The sequence below is a fragment of the Companilactobacillus insicii genome (assembly GCF_003946015.1).
Taxonomy (GTDB): Bacteria; Bacillota; Bacilli; order Lactobacillales; family Lactobacillaceae; genus Companilactobacillus; species Companilactobacillus insicii.
Genome location: NZ_RHNU01000004.1, coordinates 41452 through 57359 on the forward strand (window position 1 = coordinate 41452; position 15908 = coordinate 57359).

16 protein-coding genes are annotated in these 15908 nt (G+C 35.8%); all 16 read right to left on the minus strand.

What is annotated here, in order from left to right:
• Positions 1–109: 109 nt before the first annotated feature.
• Entirely contained in the window at positions 110–1828 is a 1719-nt protein-coding gene (locus EKM79_RS02160; RefSeq protein WP_125565498.1) for a phospho-sugar mutase, read from the minus strand.
• A 115-nt stretch (positions 1829–1943) separates the two neighbouring features.
• Positions 1944–2195 (minus strand): helix-turn-helix domain-containing protein, encoded by a 252-nt coding sequence (locus EKM79_RS12495; protein WP_125565499.1) that lies wholly within the window; start codon positions 2193–2195, stop codon positions 1944–1946.
• A gap of 148 nt (positions 2196–2343) precedes the next feature.
• Positions 2344–3279 carry a thioredoxin-disulfide reductase gene (gene trxB, locus EKM79_RS02170; RefSeq protein ID WP_125565500.1) on the minus strand — a complete coding sequence of 312 codons (936 nt, stop codon included), beginning with the start codon at positions 3277–3279 and terminating at the stop codon, positions 2344–2346.
• A gap of 98 nt (positions 3280–3377) precedes the next feature.
• Positions 3378–4193 carry a prolipoprotein diacylglyceryl transferase gene (lgt, locus tag EKM79_RS02175; protein ID WP_125565501.1) on the minus strand — a complete coding sequence of 272 codons (816 nt, stop codon included), beginning with the start codon at positions 4191–4193 and terminating at the stop codon, positions 3378–3380.
• Complete coding sequence (hprK, locus tag EKM79_RS02180) at positions 4190–5140, minus strand: HPr(Ser) kinase/phosphatase (RefSeq protein ID WP_125565502.1); 951 nt, start codon at positions 5138–5140, stop codon at positions 4190–4192. The genes lgt and hprK overlap by 4 nt, the downstream gene beginning before the upstream one ends.
• Positions 5141–5263: 123 nt before the next feature.
• Positions 5264–5629 carry a phage holin family protein gene (locus EKM79_RS02185; protein ID WP_125565503.1) on the minus strand — a complete coding sequence of 122 codons (366 nt, stop codon included), beginning with the start codon at positions 5627–5629 and terminating at the stop codon, positions 5264–5266.
• Positions 5626–5919: a PspC domain-containing protein gene (locus tag EKM79_RS02190; protein ID WP_125565504.1), complete on the minus strand. Its 294-nt coding sequence runs from the start codon at positions 5917–5919 to the stop codon at positions 5626–5628. Before EKM79_RS02190 ends, EKM79_RS02185 begins: the two co-directional genes overlap by 4 nt.
• Before the next feature lie 64 nt (positions 5920–5983).
• Positions 5984–6661, minus strand: a complete 678-nt coding sequence (phoU, locus tag EKM79_RS02195) for a phosphate signaling complex protein PhoU (RefSeq protein WP_125565505.1) — start codon at positions 6659–6661, stop codon at positions 5984–5986.
• An 11-nt stretch (positions 6662–6672) separates the two neighbouring features.
• Positions 6673–7431: a phosphate ABC transporter ATP-binding protein PstB gene (pstB, locus tag EKM79_RS02200; protein ID WP_125565506.1), complete on the minus strand. Its 759-nt coding sequence runs from the start codon at positions 7429–7431 to the stop codon at positions 6673–6675.
• Positions 7432–7443: 12 nt separating this feature from the next.
• Positions 7444–8250 (minus strand): phosphate ABC transporter ATP-binding protein PstB, encoded by an 807-nt coding sequence (gene pstB, locus EKM79_RS02205; RefSeq protein WP_125565507.1) that lies wholly within the window; start codon positions 8248–8250, stop codon positions 7444–7446.
• 4 nt (positions 8251–8254) lie between these two features.
• Positions 8255–9142 (minus strand): phosphate ABC transporter permease PstA, encoded by an 888-nt coding sequence (gene pstA, locus EKM79_RS02210; RefSeq protein ID WP_125565508.1) that lies wholly within the window; start codon positions 9140–9142, stop codon positions 8255–8257.
• On the minus strand, positions 9142–10062 hold the full coding sequence (gene pstC / locus EKM79_RS02215) for a phosphate ABC transporter permease subunit PstC (protein WP_125565509.1): 921 nt from the start codon (positions 10060–10062) through the stop codon (positions 9142–9144). The genes pstA and pstC overlap by 1 nt, the downstream gene beginning before the upstream one ends.
• Position 10063: 1 nt before the next feature.
• On the minus strand, positions 10064–10939 hold the full coding sequence (locus tag EKM79_RS02220; protein WP_125565510.1) for a phosphate ABC transporter substrate-binding protein PstS family protein: 876 nt from the start codon (positions 10937–10939) through the stop codon (positions 10064–10066).
• 146 nt (positions 10940–11085) lie between these two features.
• Positions 11086–12063 carry a glycoside hydrolase family 73 protein gene (locus tag EKM79_RS02225; protein WP_125565511.1) on the minus strand — a complete coding sequence of 326 codons (978 nt, stop codon included), beginning with the start codon at positions 12061–12063 and terminating at the stop codon, positions 11086–11088.
• A 237-nt stretch (positions 12064–12300) separates the two neighbouring features.
• Complete coding sequence (locus tag EKM79_RS12445; protein WP_125565512.1) at positions 12301–13305, minus strand: glucosaminidase domain-containing protein; 1005 nt, start codon at positions 13303–13305, stop codon at positions 12301–12303.
• A gap of 144 nt (positions 13306–13449) precedes the next feature.
• Complete coding sequence (locus EKM79_RS02235) at positions 13450–15765, minus strand: hypothetical protein (protein ID WP_125565513.1); 2316 nt, start codon at positions 15763–15765, stop codon at positions 13450–13452.
• Between the last annotated feature and the right edge of the window lie 143 nt (positions 15766–15908).

Below are 15908 nucleotides of genomic sequence, written 5' to 3' on the forward strand. Positions count from 1 at the left end.
AGCCCCCTGATAATCATATAAATACAATTATATATCATTATATATTATAAAAATAAAAAAGTAGGAACCATCTTAATGATGATTCCTACTTTTTTAAAAAATCTTAATATTATTCCCAGCTATCAATAACTTTAGCAAAACTGTCTAACTTAGTAGCCGCATTGTCATCACTATCACTAGTAATTCCAATATAGAACTTCATTTTTGGTTCTGTACCTGATGGACGAATTGCCACCCAAGTACCGTCTTCCAAAATAAACTTCAAAGCATCGGCTTTTGGTAACCCAGTTTCTTTAGTACCATCTGCTGTCTTATCGATTTGATTCAAGTAATCAAGTGATTCAACGACCTTAACATCGTTAATCTCACTAATACCTTCTTCACGGAACTGCTTCATAATATCTTTCATTCTATCTTTTCCAGAAATTCCTTCAAAGGTCTTTGAAATAGTCTTTTCACGATAGTATCCAAATTCAGCATACAAATCTTCAAGAGCATCATAGATAGTCTTACCCTTTGATTCATAATAAGCAGCAGCTTCAGCTAATAGAATAGTTGATTGCATAGCATCCTTATCACGAACAAATGGTTTAACAAGATATCCATAACTCTCTTCGAAGCCGAATAGGAATTCATGACTACCAGTATCTTCAAAGTTTTGAATCTTTTCAGCGATATACTTGAATCCAGTTAATACATCGTACATTTTTATATTATATTTTTTAGCAATTGCCGTTGCCAATTCTGAAGAAACAATTGACTTAACAACTGCACCATTGGCTGGTAATGTTTCTAATTCCTTTTTGGCATTCAAAATATAATTTAACAATACTGATGCAATCTGATTACCAGTCATCAACTTATATGATCCGTCTGGTTGACGAACAGCTGCGCCCAATCTATCAGCGTCAGGATCAGTAGCAATTAAGATATTCGCACCAATCTTCTTACCTTTTTCGATTGCCAAATCAAATGTCTGAGCGAACTCAGGATTAGGAAATGGTGTTGTTTCGAATTCAGGATCAAGAATAGCTTGTTCAGTTACCATTGAGAAGTTTTCAAATCCAAGTTTTTGGAAGATTCTTGGTGCAATCATCTTACCTGTACCATGAAGTGGAGTATAAACAAACTTCATCTTATCCCCAACTTCTTTGATCAAGTCGTGATTTACAACGACAGTATCTAATTTATCCAAATACTTAAGATCAACATCTTCACCAATCAAAGTTAGTAGTTTTTCGGCACGTAATTGTTGCACTGATTTAGTTTTAATTGCAAATAAGTCATTAGCCTTACGAGCAAAACTTGTAATATTATCAGATTCTGTTGGTGGCATTTGTCCACCATCTGGACCATAAATCTTAAATCCGTTATATTGCTTAGGATTATGACTTGCAGTAATCATAATTCCGGCATACGTTGGTAAACTTCTAACTGCAAATGATAATTCTGGAGTTGGACGCAAACTATCAAAAACATAACTATGAATACCATGTGCACCCAAAACCTTAGCTGATTCGTATGCGAAATCTTGTGAGTGATAACGAGAATCATAACTGATTGCTACACCTTGAGACTTCTTGTCATCATCAAGTGTATCCATAAATGAAGCCAAACCTTCAGCGGCCTGACGCACGGTATAAATGTTCATACGATTGATTCCGGGACCAATCAAACCACGCATACCAGCGGTTCCAAATTCCATTGGTGCATAAAATGCTTCCTCACACTTATCGGAATCTTTTTGTAATTCATTTAATTGAGATTTTAATTCAGGATCTAGTTCCTTATAATCTAGCCATTGCTGTACTGTTTCTTGCCAAGACATTAAAACGTCCTCCTAATTTGAAAGTACTTACACAGTATTATTATAGCAATAAAAATTAAATAGGACTTAAAATCAACATAAAAATAACTCGTTACTGTAATAACGAGTCATTTATCTAAATTGCTTCACAACTTATTATGCAGTTAACTGTTGTTCCATAGTAATCTGCTAATCTTATAAGGGTCTCAATGTCAGGAACTCTTATTCCTGTTTCATAGTGAGATAGCGTGGTTACATCTATGTGTAAGACCTCTGCAACTTGCTTTTGAGTTACTCCAAACCTTTGACGGAGTAATTTTAAATTAGTGTGAATATTCAATTCAGAATCTTGATACACCTGGTTACTCTCGTTTATAAATTCGCGCATATAAAACACTCCAATCTCTTATCCATATTTCATAATATATTATATGTTTAAACATGTTAAAAGTGAAGTCAAATATTGCAAAAATTTTTTAATAAATATGGTTATAAAAAAAGAGTGGAACATATCCACTCTTTTATAAGTTAAATTATTAAGCTGTAACTTTATCACCTAATGTTTGAATATAATTGAAAGCCTCTTGACCTGCAATACCACCTTCACCAACGGCTGTTGCAATTTGACGTAAATCTTTCTTTCTAACGTCACCGATAGCATATACACCAGGTACCTTGGTCTCCATGTGTTCAGTTGTATTGATCCAACCATCTTCATCAAGAATTCCTAAGCTCTTGAATGAATCAGTCATTGGTTGAATACCAACATAGATAAATGCACCACTGGCAGGAACAATATGTTCGTCACCAGTTTCTTTATCGATATAACGAACTCCGCCAACTTTTCCGTCTTTTTCGACGATTTCTTTAACGTCAGCGTTCCAAACAAATTTTATCTTATCATTCTTAAATGCACGATCTTGAAGGATCTTTTGTGCACGTAATTGATCACGACGGTGAATAATTGTAACTGATTTAGCTAATTGTGTAAGATATACACCTTCCTCAACAGCTGAATCTCCACCACCAATGACAGCAACATCCTTGCCTTTGAAGAAAGCACCATCACATACAGCACAGTATGAAACTCCGCGGCCTGAAAGTTCTTCTTCTCCAGGTACGCCGATCTTCTTATATTGTGATCCAGTAGCAATAATTACAACTTTAGCTTCATAATCACCATCATCAGTATGAACAATCTTAGTTGTTCCTTTATCCTCAACTGATTCAACAGTACCATAACCAAAGTCAGCACCAAAGCGAATTGAGGAATTATACATTTTTTCACTCAAATCAGGTCCCAAGATCGATTCGAAACCAGGATAATTCTCAATCTCAGCAGTGTTGTTCATTTGACCACCATAAATTCCACGGTCAAGGATCATTACTGATAAGTTAGCTCTTGATGCATATAAGGCTGCAGTCAATCCACCAGGACCCGCACCAATAACAACTACATCATATGTTTTCATTAATAGTACCTCCTCTTGCATAAATCATCAGATAAGCAAACATATGTACTTATCTCTATCGACTTTAAAAATCTTACCATTTTAAAAATAAATTACCATTATTTTGCCTCAACATACCATGGCAGTTTAAAAATGTTTCTCCTGCGATATATTAAAAGGCTAACAGCCGCAACGAATAGAACAACCGATAAAACCTGTGAAGCCCTGATGCCAGGCATAATATATAAACTATCCGTTCTCATACCTTCGACAAAGAATCTAACTGTTGGATACCAAATCAAATATGATAAGAATACTTCACCTTGTTTGAGCAATTGCTTGCGATGACGAATAATCAAGATGATTATCAATCCAATCAAATTAAAAAATGATTCATACAAAAATGTCGGTTGACGATAGGCTCCATTGATATACATCTGCTCAATAATAAAGTGAGGTAAATGTAGCGACTGTAAAAAGTCCAAGCTGGTCTTAGCACCAAATGCTTCTTGGTTCATGAAGTTGCCCCAACGTCCAACTATCTGACCTAATAAAACTGACGGTGCTGCAATATCTAACATCAACCAAACCGATATATTACGTTTTTTGCATAATACATATAAAACAATACCGGCTGCAATCAATCCACCATATATGGCAATACCACCATGCCAGATCTTGATTATCTCGCCGGGATTAGAAACATAAAATGGTAGTTCAAAAACAACGTAATATAATCTAGCTCCAATTAAACCAATCGGAACACCCCATAAAACCAAATCAAGAATATTATCTGGGTCAATGCCTCGTTTCTTTGCTTCAGACATCGCCATCAAAACTCCTACCAAGGCTCCTAGAGCAATAATTATTCCATACCAATGGATCTCTAAACCACCTAGATTAAAGGCGATAGGATTTAATGCTAATAAGCTCATTTGTTACCTTCTTCGTTTTCAGTATTTTCTTTAATCAATGATCCAAGATTTTCTTCGAATTTTTTAGTTGCATCATATCCCATGTTCTTTGCACGGAAATTCATAGCTGCGACCTCAATAATAATTGAAATATTACGGCCGACTTTAACTGGAACTGTTATTTGTGGCACATCCACATCAAAGATTGGTCGATTGTCTTCCATTGAACCTAATCTATCGTAATTCTTATCTGGTGACCAATCTTCCAAATTAATAATTAGTGAAATCTTACTCTCTGAACGAACTGCGCCGGCACCAAATAAGTTCATGACATCAATAATTCCAATACCACGAATCTCAAGTAAATGATTCAGTATCTTGGGTGCTTCACCAACAATTGTCTTTTCATCTTGTTGATAAACATCAACACGGTCATCAGCAATTAAACGATGTCCGCGCTTGACCAATTCAAGAGCTGTTTCACTCTTACCAATACCCGAGTGACCTGTAAGAAGAATTCCAATACCATAGACATCTACTAGAACACCATGGATTGACTCTCTGGGTGCTAAGCGCTGATCCAAATATTCTGTGACCATACTTGAAAGTCTTGTTGTAGGTAATTCTGATCCGATAACTGGAACACCGTGTTCATTTGCTGCACGTATTAATTCTGCACTAGGCTTAATATCACGTGAAATCAATAATACCGGTGTATCCTCTCGACATATCTCCAACATTACCTTGTAACGATTATTGGCAGTCATCGAATGTGAATAAGCTGATTCAGTCTGTCCAAATAGTTGGATACGTTCGCTAGGATAATAATCAAAGTAACCCGTTAATTCAATACCAGGACGTGAAATATCACTTGTCATTACTTTTTTAATATCTAAAAGTTCCTTACCAGCATAAACCTTTAAATTATTTTCTTTAACTAATTCAGATACCGTAACAAAACTTGTCATAAAGCAACCCTCACTAATTTTTATTCTTAACTTTAATTCTATCATTTTACTAACAATAAAAGAATTGAGCTGTATCAAGAATACAAAAAAGGTACGTCACTTTAACTTAGACGTACCTTTACATTAAAAGCGTTTATTAAAATTATCAGAAGCATAGTTACTAATAACCGAATTGCAAATTGCCAGTATGATGGCAACAACGATAGCTGCACCAAAACTACTAAAGTAGAAAGTTGATGGCCCCATCAACGATGATGTTATTTCTAAGGTTATTGCACTTATTACAAACGAGAACAATCCAAAGGTTATAAATGTGATTGGAAGAGAAATAATATGCAAAATGGGTTTTACCGTCCAATTCAAGACAATCAAAACAAAACTAGCCAAGACTGCCGTTCCCAAACTGTTAACATAAAACATCCCTGGTAGTAAACTTGCTATTGCCAAAAATAGTACTGTGTAAATCGCCATTTTAATTAGTAATCTCATTTGTTTTTATCACTCCGACCCTTCGTATTATTTATCTTGCGAATTCTATTGTTAATTCGATTGTATGGATTGTATGACTTGTCAAAGTCTGTACGCTGAATGTTACGTTTCTCAGGCATTAGATAAACGCACACTATATAAGCTGGAATTGTTAAGAAGTACGTAAAAGGAGTAATAAAAATTAATCCTAATCTTATCCAAGTTGAGTCAATTCCAAAATATTCACCTATACCGCCACAAACTCCGGCAAGCATTCTATTGGTACTAGATCTTGTTAAACTTTTTTTCAAGAAATCTCACCTCAACTTTGTCTAAAAAATATACAACATAGCTGTGGTAATTTCAACCAGTAAACTAATCCTCATCTGCCATATGTTTACGATTCAATTCAATAACATGACCACTATTCAAGTATACTACCCACTCACAAATATTTGTTGCATAATCACCAACACGTTCAAGATAACTAGCAACTAGCATGTATGATGAACCACTCAAAACGTTATCTGCAGTTTTTTGCATATCTTTGATACACAACTCATTGATCATTTTACTCTTGCCATCAATTTTAATATCACGTTTGGCAACTTCTTCAGCCATTTCACCGTCTTTTTTCAAATAAGCTTCCAATGAGTCTTCAACAATACTTGTACTCATATCACCCATTTCACTGATTAATTTTTCAATTTCAGGAATACGAGTCTTACCTTTAACTCTAATTGTCTCTTGAGCAATACTTACAGCATGATCACCCATACGCTCTAAGTCTGAACTTGCCTTCAAAACTGTGACGATCATTCGCAAGTCTGAGGTAACAGGCTGTTGCAACGCAATCATTTCGAAAGAATCCTTTTCAAGATTCATTTCGCGTCTATTAATATAGACATCCTTTTCAATAACTTCTTTAGCTAGTGCTTTATCGTGATTGATATAAGCTTTAACTGATTTCATGATAGCCTCACTGGCCATCATTCCCATTTCTGAGAATCGTAAGTGCAAATCATTAAGTTGCTCTTCAAAAGTACTACGCATATCCTTGCCCCCTATCCGAATTTTCCTGAAATATAATCTTCAGTTTGTTTTTCTTTTGGATTTAAGAAAATATTTTTTGTTTTATCTGCTTCAATTAATTCTCCGTTCAAGAAAAATGCTGTACGATCAGAGATTCTTGAAGCTTGTTGCATATTATGTGTAACAGTAATGATTGTATAATCCTCACGCAAGTTGAGCATTGTATCTTCAACCTTAGCTGATGATATTGGATCAAGTGCGGAAGTTGGTTCATCTAACAGAATAATATCAGGCTTAACTGCCAGAACTCTGGCAATACAAACCCTCTGTTGCTGTCCACCAGATAAAGATAAGGCACTTTGATGCAGCTTATCTTTAACATCATCCCACACAGCAGCATTTTGTAAACTTGTTTCTACTGCTTCATCTAAAACTGCTTTATCTTTAATTCCAGCTAAGCGCAATCCATAAATGACGTTATCATAAACTGAGAACGGAAATGGATTAGGCTGTTGAAACACCATTCCGACTTGCTTTCTTAATTCTACCGTATCGATGTTAGGTGCGTAAATATTTTTACCGTCTAATGAAATAGTTCCAGTGATTGTTACATTAGGTATTAAATCATTCATTCGGTTCAAACAGCGTAAGTAAGTAGACTTACCACAACCTGAGGGTCCGATTAAAGCAGTTATTTCATTTTTATTGAAATCAAGGTTGATTCCTTTAAGTGCTTCTTTTTTTCCATAAAACAAATGTACATCCGAAGATGTTAAAATTTTTTCTGCCAATAGTGGAGCCTCCTACCCAAAGTGTCCTGAAACATAATCTTCAGTTGTCTTAATTTTTGGACGAGTGAAGATTTTTCTAGTCTCATTGAATTCCACAACGCGTCCCATATGGAAGAACGCTGTATAATCACTGATTCTAGCGGCTTGTTGCATATTGTGTGTAACAATTATGATCGTGAATTGATCTTTCAAATTGAGCATTGTTTCTTCAATATTTGAAGTCGAAATCGGATCCAGAGCACTGGCCGGTTCATCCATTAGTAGGATATCTGGTTTCATAGCAATTGCTCTCGCTATACACAATCGTTGTTGTTGTCCACCAGATAATGCCATCGCACTCTTATTGAGATCATCTTTTACCTGATCCCAAAGTGAAGCCTGCTTCAAAGTTGTTTCTACAATCTCATCTAGTTTTTTCTTATCATGTAAACCATGACGCTTAAGAGCAAAAGTTATATTGTCATAAATCGACTTTGCAAAAGGATTAGGACGTTGAAAAACCATCCCAATATGCTTTCTTGTTTCATAAATATCTACATCATTCTTGTTAATATCAAGACCACGATACATAATTTGGCCCTTAACAGTTGCTCCAGGTACATTATCGTTCATCCGATTCAAAGACCGCAAGAAAGTTGATTTACCAGAACCGGAAACACCTATTAAAGAAGTTATTTTGTAACGTTCAAATTGCAGGCTAGCTTTGTGCATAGCTTCCTTTTCACCATAAAACACCTGCAAGTCATTGGTAGACATGGCAATTTCATGATCTTTTTCATCTAAATGATGAATAAATTGTTCTTCATTTTGTATATCCATAAAATTACTCTCCTGTCATTTTCTTATAAACTAAGTTACCAATGTATCTTGATAGTAAATTGAATAACAATACTGCAATGATCAATACTGCTGAAGCTCCGGCTGATACTTGCACGGCATCAGGGATCAATCCTTCAGAGTTGACCTTCCAAATATGAACGGCTAATGTCTCAGCAGGACGCATCAGATTTAATGGACTGGTGATGCTGAAGACATTAAAGTTTGTAAAATCAAGTGGTGGTGCACTTTGACCTGCGGTATAGATAAGCGCAGCGGCCTCACCAAAGACCCTACCAGCTCCGATGATCATACCGGTAATAATACCTGGTAAACCATCTGGAATAATAACGTGAATAACAGTTTCCCATTTTGACAAACCAAGTGCCAAACCAGCCTCACGTTGTGATTGCGAAACCGATCTTAATGAATCTTCAACATTTCGAGTTAAAATTGGCAAGTTGAAAACTGTTAAAGTTAAGGCACCAGACAAAATTGAAAAACCAAACTTAAAACTAATTACAAAAATCAAAAAGCCAAATAGTCCTACAACGATTGATGGTAAGGAACTTAAAACTTCAATTGATACTCTGATAATTTCAACCAATTTGTTTTTGCCAGCATACTCGGATAAGAAAATACCCGCCGAAATAGCAATAGGAATGGAGATTAACATCGATAAAATCAATAAGAAAAACGAATTGAACAGCTGAATGCCTACACCACTACCTGCCTGAAATGCCTTTGATCCTGAGGTTAGAAAATGCCAGTTAACATAACGTAATCCACTACCTAGTATATATAGCAAAAGTCCAGCAAGTATAAGCACAATGATTCCTGACATAGCGTAAATAACGCCAGTAGCAATTTTATCTTTTACTTTTTCATTGAACATTACATCTTACCTCTCTTTGCGATTATTCTAATTACGAAGTTGAATAGCAATGACATAAGAAGCAACAGTAATGCTAATGACCATAATGCATTATTAGGTGTAGATCCCATAATTGTATTACCCATATTCATTGTTAAAACACTAGTTAATGTAGATGATGGAGATACTAGATTATTTGGCAACAGCATTGCATTACCAATAACCATCTGAACAGCAAGTGCTTCACCAAAAGCACGTGACATACCAAAAACTACGGCAGTCAAGATACCAGGTGTTGCCGCACGCAAAATAACTTTGTGAATTGTTTGCCAACGTGTAGCACCCAATGCAAGAGAAGCCTCACGATAATATCGTGGAACTGCTCTCAGAGCATCCACTGACATTGAAGTAATAGTTGGTAATATCATAACGAATAAAACGAATGATCCTGCTAAAATACCAAAACCACTACCTCCAGCAATCTTTCGAACAAATGGTACAACAATAGTTAAACCAATAAATCCATAAACAACTGATGGAATACCAACTAGTAATTCAATTACTGGTTGCAATACCTTGCGTCCCCATTTAGGTGAAATCTCTGTCATAAATAACGCTGCGGCTATTGCAAATGGAGTTCCTATCAAGGCAGCGATTAATGTAACGGCAAATGATCCGATGATCATTGGCGCTGCCCCAACAATTGGGTGTCCCGCACTATCTAGTTTATTTGGAGACCAAACTGAATGTGTTAAAAAGTTAATTGGGTTTACACCATCTTTAACAAAGATAATCAAGCCTCTGGAAGCAACGAATCCAATAATAGTCACAACTAAAATTACGATAATTGCCGTAAAACTGAACGAAATTATTTTCCCTCTAGTTTCACGTTTAGCTGAAACCGACTTTTTGGTTAAACTCTCTCTAATTGGATCTTTCATATTACTTTGCCCCCTTTGAAACAGGTGTCACATTACCCTTGTAGTCCTTTTGATATTGCATATTATTTATTGGTACATATTGCAGTTTTTTAACAACTTGAGTCTGGATTTTATCAGTCATGATATAATCTAAGAATTTTTTAGTCATACCAGTAGCTTCACCCTTTGTATATAGATGCTCATATGACCATATTTTCCAAGTGTTATTTTCAATATTCTTAATTGTCGGTTCAACACCGTTAACCTTCAATGTCTTAACGGTGTCATTTAAATAAGGCATTGCCAAATAGCTAATTGCACCATTTGTATTGTAAACAATCTGACGAACCATACCACTGGAATCTTGTTCTTGTGAACTAGCGAACTGTGAACCGCCCATAACATCATCTTCAAATGCTGATCTAGTACCACTTCCATCCGCACGATTGATGATTGTTATTTTTAAATCTTGTCCACCAACTTGTCTCCAATTAGTTACTTGACCTGAAAAGATTTGTCGTAATTGTTTAATTGTTAAAGAATCTACTTTGACATCCTTGTTAACGATTGGCACCATTCCAACAGCAGCAATACGATGATCGACCAACTTACTTGCATCAATATTATCTTTTTGCTCAGCATAAAGATCAGAGTTACCGATATTTACAGCACCCTGTTGTATTTGGCTTAAGCCTGTACCTGTTCCTCCACCCTGGACATTTACGTATTCGTTAGGATTATCCTTTGAGAATTCTTCACCTGCAAGTTCAACTAACGGTTGGGCTGCAGATGATCCAACAGCCGTAATCGTCTTCTGATCACCACTACCTGAGCAACCAGACAATACTAAAATTGCAGTAAGCATTATAGCAAATAATGCAACAAGTCTTTTTTTCAATATCCTCACCTCTATCCCTTCAATAGTAATATACGAATGTATATTTTTTGTATAAAAACACCTTAAAAAAACAAAAAAAATCATAAAAAATAGCCATCGATTTAATCGACAGCTGATTTAAAATTTTATAAATTATTTTATTATTTTTATTGAACTGAAATGTCGTTAGCGCTGACCCATTCAGTTGTGGCAACATGATACCAAACAGTACCGTTAGCATCTGTCTTAGTTCTGTTGTAGTACCAGTCAGTATTTGTTCTCAATGCACGATTTGTAACAAGTTTACCTTCATTGTTATAAATTCTTGTGTATGGTGACTTCATTGCGCGAACTGTTCCACTATTAGTATCACTATCAGAACCACTGTTTGTTTCAGGAGTTCCATCATATTGAGTTAAGTTGTATGTAGCAATCAAACTATTCAATGATGATGCATAATTAGGAGCAGTTGCATATCTTCCTTGTAACCAGGCAGTAGCATCTCTATATGATGATGTATTTTCTTTCCATGTACCCTTGTAGTAACCTGAGTCCCATGAAACGCCGTTACGTAATTTATTACCATTATCTAAGAATGATTCATAGTAACTAGGATATTGTCTGAAGTTAGCATAAATAGTATACCAACCTTGTGACGCACTCCATTCTGATGTTGGCATAGAAACATAAGCACCGTTATAGTCACCCTTAATACCAAATAAGTTGTGGCCTTGAGTTGCTAGAGTTGATGTACCCCAAGCACTTTCAAGGATTGCTTGAGCCAACATAACAGAAGTATAAACGTTATACTTTGCAGCAGCTTGTTGAGCCATTGGAACGGCTTCAGCTAAGAAAGCTTGTTGTTGAGCCCATGTAACACCACTACTTGTAGCTTGAACAATAGCCTTAGTAGATGGTTGTGTTTGAAGAGCAGCAGTATGTGCAACGGTTGTATCAGCCTCTGCAACATCTGATCCGGCAATTACTTTTGTATCTTTATTATTATCTTGAGTTGTATTACTTACTTGTTCTGAAGATTCTGGAACACTTGTAGTGTCCGTGGCAGCGGAAGCAACCGTTGGTGCAGCAACGGCAGCTAGTGTGTTGAGAACGGCAACGCTTGTTAACAGCACTTTTTTATTCATTGAAGGTATCCCCCTATATAATATCTACGTATTAGATTACTATCTTGAAAACCGATTTTCAACGAATCCTCCGTTCTGTAACAGAAACTAAATATTGTGTAATATTTTTGCAACATTGTGAGTAAATGGGTACATCTTTTAAGAATTTATTAAGGTTTTATTGCCTTTATCTTAAAATGGCAAAAAAAAACACTTTCATTTTCAGAAAGTGTTTTTTGAAATCATTTCAAAATAATATTATTTTTGGACTACATCATTAGAACTGACCCATTCATTGGTAGCAACGTGGTACCAAACTGAACCGTCAGCATGTGTAGACTTCTTATTAAAGTACCAATCAGTATTAGTCATAAGTGCACGGTTACCAACAAGCTTGCCATTATTGTCATTGATTCTAGCATATGGACTTGTCTTAACAGTAACAGTACCTGTAGTTGAGTCATCATTAGAGCTACTATTTGTTTCAGCAGCAGTGGAATTATCAGTTACATTATTTACGGCTGATTGTCCGTTGTCATATTGTGTTAAATTATAAATTTGAATCATATTATTCAAAATTGAAGCATATGTTGGTTCAGTAGCATATCTACCTTGCAACCAAGCAGTAGCATCTTTATATGATGATGTATTCTCTTTCCATGCGCCACTATAAAACTTAGCATCCCATGAAACACCGTTACGAATCTTATCTCCGTTATCAGCGAATGATTCATAAAGACTTGGATACTTTCTAAAATATGCATCGATATAGTAGTAACCTGTGTCAGCACTCCATTCAGAAGTAGGAAGGTCGATGGAAGATCCGTTATAATCACCCTTCATTCCAAATAAATTATTACCCATGGTTGCTAAATCAGATGTTCCCCATGCGCTTTCGATAATTGCTTGGGCAAGCATTACTGAAGCATAAACATTATACTTTGCAGCTGCTTGTTGAGCCATAGGGACGGCTTGAGCTAAAAACGCTTGTTGTTGAGCTGGTGATACATAATTATTAGATGATTCAACAATAGTTTGTTGAAGTGGATTTGTAGTTCCTGCTTGAACTACTGCAGAATGCGCAATTGTAGGATCTGCCTTTTTTACCTCTGGACCAGCAATTACATTAGTATCATTTGTTTTATCAGCTGATTGCTGAGTTGATTGTTGATTCATATTTGCAGCTGAAACAACGGTTGGTGTAGCAACAGCCGCGACAGTATTCAAAACTGCAACACTCGTTAACAGCACTTTTTTATTCATATATATCCCCCTAAATAACGTTATCTATTTCACAGATTACTATTCGGAAAATATACATTCAATGAATTATAAATTTCATAAATAAAAATTAAACATTTCCAAGCAAAAAAGACGTTTAACGAGATAAACGTCTTTTTATAATAGCTAGTTGCTTTCCGGAGCATCAGTCAATGTCCACGTAATTACTCCAGTGTAATTATTGCTTGTTTTACTACCATTATCTGCTTGTAATAGAATTCCATTTTCATCATTTTTCCAGTAGTCCTTAGTTATATCCACTGTTCCCGTTTGGGGTTCAATCGATTGACCAATTCTTACATTCTGATCTTGCATAGACTGAACGGAGTTACCATCCTTATAAATAATTGAACCAGGGAAATTATCTCCATTTGTACCAGTTAATTTGCTTGCAGAAGCAGTCAACTCCCACGGTGAATTTTCAGTATTCACTTTTACATTCCAATCACCGCTACGTTTAACAGTACCAATATAAGCGCTATTTATTGCGCCAAATGAATACTTAGAATCAGTAACCAAATTTGCATACTTATCACTGACATTAATGGTAAATATCAGCTTATCAGAAGTCATTCCATAAGAATCCTTGGCATAAATCGTCACTGTATTCTTACCCTCATTCAAAGACTCTCCGGATAATACTTCACCAAATGTTATCTTTTTACCAGTACTATCAGGGGCAAAATTTACTGGTTTCTGGTCAGTACCATTGATATTAACGTAAACGTCAGCTCCGTAATCGTCAAAGTCTGTTGAATCATCATATGATAAACTGCCTTCGATCGTAGCATCAGCCGTTTTCATAATATTAATTGTGCTAGGTGTTGGTGAAGAAATATTCAGCTTTCTATTCAACTTGGGATTTCTAATAATAAAATCTTGAGTAGTAACATCCCCTGCATAGGTATCTCCTCTAAACGTTGCATGTGTTCCGGACACAGGTGTTTCTTGAGGTACTGACGATATCGCATTAGCATAAATATCTACTGTGGCACTCTTATTGTCAGGACCAAGAGCCTTACTCAAAACATGTTTAACACTGCCGTCACTAATCTCGCTAGCTGAAATAGATTCAGTGGTTCCATCAGCGTAATTTATCGTTCCACCAGTGAAGCTTAAATTCTTAGGCATATCCATAACGCCATAAATTTTATCCCAATTTTCCTTACCAGAATTATATTTCAAATCAAACCTAAGATCCATTTCATCCCCAGCATTAACGTATTTGTTATCACTATCCAAAGTACGATTCTGTGTTTTATCTATTGTCTGGGTAGTGATATCTGCATCAACAAAGGAAGTAATCGATTCTAGACTAACAATCGTTTTACCCTTATCACCATAACCTACTAATCCCCAACGAACTTTAGTCTGACCGCTAGCTAAATTAAAAGTATTTTGAAGATTAATAGTCTTAGTTTCAGTAGATTCAATCGGATTTGTTAATGTCTCGGTTCCAGTATTCTTATTCTTAGAACCATCTTCCAACTTATCATTAAACTTATAAGTTATATCAGCTGTCTTACCATCTTTATTTGGATTGTAGATTATGGTCAAGTGATGCCAATAATAGCCTGGACCTTCACCACCGTACACATGATAGTCAGGATCAGAATGATTAAGTTTGTATGCATTCATACCAAGAGCCGTATAACTTTTTGCTTGTCCAGGAAAACCAGTGGAAATATGCATCTTATCAGAATCAAGCCCCATATCAAAAGAATGATTTGCACCACCGCTATTATCAACAGTGTTATCAATCTCTAAAGCCCAACTATTTTGAATAGCCTCTGAGCCATGACTGAATAAACCAAGATCATTTGCCCAAACCCCCATTGTTTCCGGTGCGGCAAGAGAATATCCACCATCAAAGTTATCTATAGTAGAAAGCGCCTGAATACCTTGACGATCCTTAGTCTTATCATTTTGAATGACAAATGCAAAACCACCATCTATATCCTTATCAGTTGTTGCTATCCACATAGAGTATGTTTGATTACTAGTCAAGTCAAGCATACTAGAGTTGTTACTCCAAGCAACACCCTGAAAAGTTGTACTTGGGCTTGAACTACCAAAACTAATATTACCAGGTTGAACTCCACTCTGAGTAATAAACCCATTAAATGACGGAATCGCTGAATTAGCATTACCAGTAATCAATGGTAATCTAGTAGCGTCCTGAGGTACAGTGCCATTATCATCATTCAGGTCTTTATTTCTTAAAGCAAAAATGCCCTTAGTCCACCTCAAAATCGGTCCACCGTAATCACCAGGGGCTCGAATTGGTGCTTCATCAACTTGATTATAATCCATACCCGCAGGCATCTCTGACATCAGACTGGCCTTATCAATCTGAGTATCAAAAGCAAATAAAATCGACAAAAATACAACTTGAATTAGGATAATTATTGTATATCTGATTAATTTTACCTTACTAGTCATATTTTTCCCTCCCCTAGCATGGCTATTAATAAACAGTCATTAAATCTTATCAAACATACTATAACATGATATTTATATTTTGATATTAGGCATTTAGGAAATTATCTAAAAAATTTTAATATTCTACTATTTTAATCATTTTA

Bases quoted from the DNA above. Each gene is read 5' to 3' on its own strand.
- EKM79_RS02160 (WP_125565498.1), bottom strand. From the start codon at position 1,828: ATGTCTTGGCAAGAAACAGTACAGCAATGGCTAGATTATAAGGAACTA.
- EKM79_RS12495 (WP_125565499.1), bottom strand. From the start codon at position 2,195: ATGCGCGAATTTATAAACGAGAGTAACCAGGTGTATCAAGATTCTGAA.
- trxB (WP_125565500.1), bottom strand. From the start codon at position 3,279: ATGAAAACATATGATGTAGTTGTTATTGGTGCGGGTCCTGGTGGATTG.
- lgt (WP_125565501.1), bottom strand. From the start codon at position 4,193: ATGAGCTTATTAGCATTAAATCCTATCGCCTTTAATCTAGGTGGTTTA.
- hprK (WP_125565502.1), bottom strand. From the start codon at position 5,140: ATGACAAGTTTTGTTACGGTATCTGAATTAGTTAAAGAAAATAATTTA.
- EKM79_RS02185 (WP_125565503.1), bottom strand. From the start codon at position 5,629: ATGAGATTACTAATTAAAATGGCGATTTACACAGTACTATTTTTGGCA.
- phoU (WP_125565505.1), bottom strand. From the start codon at position 6,661: ATGCGTAGTACTTTTGAAGAGCAACTTAATGATTTGCACTTACGATTC.
- pstB (WP_125565507.1), bottom strand. From the start codon at position 8,250: ATGGATATACAAAATGAAGAACAATTTATTCATCATTTAGATGAAAAA.
- pstA (WP_125565508.1), bottom strand. From the start codon at position 9,142: ATGTTCAATGAAAAAGTAAAAGATAAAATTGCTACTGGCGTTATTTAC.
- pstC (WP_125565509.1), bottom strand. From the start codon at position 10,062: ATGAAAGATCCAATTAGAGAGAGTTTAACCAAAAAGTCGGTTTCAGCT.
- EKM79_RS02225 (WP_125565511.1), bottom strand. From the start codon at position 12,063: ATGAATAAAAAAGTGCTGTTAACAAGCGTTGCCGTTCTCAACACACTA.
- EKM79_RS12445 (WP_125565512.1), bottom strand. From the start codon at position 13,305: ATGAATAAAAAAGTGCTGTTAACGAGTGTTGCAGTTTTGAATACTGTC.
- EKM79_RS02235 (WP_125565513.1), bottom strand. From the start codon at position 15,765: ATGACTAGTAAGGTAAAATTAATCAGATATACAATAATTATCCTAATT.